The 2,101-nt window shown below is 68.7% G+C and carries 1 protein-coding gene and 1 pseudogene; both read right to left on the bottom strand.

The window, feature by feature from the left end; all coding sequences use genetic code 11:
* Positions 1-530, bottom strand: a pseudogene (locus tag AC2EAL_RS21755) (HlyD family type I secretion periplasmic adaptor subunit); the annotation flags it as partial.
* Positions 527-2,101: type I secretion system permease/ATPase (locus tag AC2EAL_RS21750; RefSeq protein WP_484726327.1), on the bottom strand; the 1,575-nt coding region annotated here is incomplete at its 5' end. The gene AC2EAL_RS21750 and the pseudogene AC2EAL_RS21755, both read right to left, overlap by 4 nt.

The following is a 2,101-nucleotide window of genomic DNA, read 5'->3' as shown; positions in this document are numbered from 1 at the left end:
GCGGCAAAGCCCTCGATCTGGCTTTCGATCTGGCGGATGCGGGTCTTCCGCTGGTCCTCGGCCTGGGCCATCATCTCGGCCTGGTTGGCGAACAGGCTTTGCTGGCCCGCGACCATCTCGGCCACTTCGGGGCGAAGGCCGGCGGCGGAGAGAAGCGTTTCCGAAAAGCGGATCGCCGTGGCGCCCTGGCTTTGCGCCTCAAGCCGGGCGCGGCGGGCGGCGAGTTCCAGAAGCTGGTTCTCGACAATCGACAGTTCGGATTTGAGCGCGCTGCCGTCCAGCCGCATCAGCACGGCGCCCGCCTGAACCTCGGCGCCCTCGCGCACCAGAATCTCGCTGACGACACCGCCATCCGGGTGCTGCACGACCTGACGGTTCTGCGACACCTCGATCTGTCCTGGCGCGATGATCGCGCCTGCAAGCGTCGTCAGCACCGACCATGCGCCGAGGCCCCCCACCAGCAGCGCCAGCGTCAAGAAGCCCCAGAACAGCGGGCGGCGGGCCGACCATTGCGTTTCGGGTGCGGTCATGTCGTGCTTCCCAGGACCAGGGGCTTTAAGACTTCAGTGTGGTTCTTCACCTGCTCGCGCAGCACCTGGTCGCGTGGGCCAAAGGCCTTGCGCATCCCGTCCTCCAGCACCAGGAGAAGGTCGCATTCCTGGATCGCCGCCGGCCGGTGCGCCATGATCAAGACCGACTTGCCCTCGGCCTTCATCGTGCGGATCGCGGTGTTCAGCGCCGCCGAGCCCGCGTTGTCGAGGTTCGAGTTCGGCTCGTCCAGGATCAGAAGGACCGGATCACCGTAAAGCGCGCGCGCCAGCGCCACCCGTTGCATCTGCCCGCCCGAGAGCCGCCCGCCCGCCGCCGAGACGCGCGTGTCATAGCCTTGCGGCAGGCGGACGATCATGTCATGCGCATCGGCCTTGCGTGCGGCCTCGACGATCTTGGCGCTGTCGGCCTGGCCGTCCAGCCGGGCGATGTTTTCCGCGATAGTGCCGTCGAAGAGGGTGATCCGCTGCGGCAGATAGCCGATGAGCCGCCCCAGGACATCGGGGTCGTATTGGTCGAGCGCTGCGCCATCGATCCGGATCTTGCCCGCCAGGGGCCGCCAGACCCCGGTCAGCGCCCGCGCGAGCGTCGACTTGCCCGAGCCCGACGGCCCGATCACCCCGAGCGCCTGGCCCGGCTCCAGCCGGAAGCTGACTATGCGCAACAGGGGCGTCGTCTCGCCCGGGGCGGCGACGGTCAGGCCCTCGACATCGACCAGCGCCTTCGGGCGGGGCAGGGTGGTGCGGACCTGCGGCGGCGGGATCTGCGACAGAAGGCCCGAGAGCCGCTGCCAGGCCTCGCCCGATTTCTGCGCCACGGCCCATTGCCCGACCGCCATCTCGATCGGCGACAGCGCGCGTCCCATCAGGATCGACCCGGCGATCATCGCGCCGGCGGTCAGTTCGCCCTGCAGGACGAGCCAGGCTCCCAGGCCCAGCATCGCGGATTGCAGGAACAGCCGGAAGGTCTTGGTCAGCGACCCGAACCCGCCCGCAACCCCCGCCACCGCGATTGCCTTGGCCAGCGCCATGTGCCGCGCCTTCTGCCAGCGGTCAAAGCCCGCGCCCGACATGCCCAGGGCCTGCAGCGTCTCGGCCTCGGACTTCATCTGGTCTGACATCCGCTCGGCCATCACGGCGGTCGATCCGGCCTCTTTCTGCGGCCCCTTCGACAGGACCTGGTTCAGGATGGTGACCAGGATCAGGATCGCCCCGCCCGCGACCGACAGCCAGCCCAAGAGCGGGTGGAAGATGAAAAGCGCCGCCAGGAACAAAGGCGTCCAGGGCAGGTCCATCAGCGCGAGGAGAACCGGCGAGCCGAGGAAGGTGCGGATCGCTTCGAGGTCGCGCTGCGCGGTGATCGCCGCGGGATCGTTCGGCACGCTGGACGACCGCTGCATGGCCGCGGTGAACACCCGCCGGTCGAGCCGTTCCTGGAACCGGGCGCCGACGATGGCCATGACCTTGCCGCGCGCGTATTCCAGCACACCCATCGCCAGGAACAGGACAATCACCAGCACTGACAAGGCCACCAGCGTCGCCTCGGACCCGCT

Source organism: Tabrizicola sp. T74, from assembly GCF_057219935.1.
Note: the sequence above shows the minus strand (reverse complement) of the source record. Positions and strands in the feature narration are given on the sequence as shown.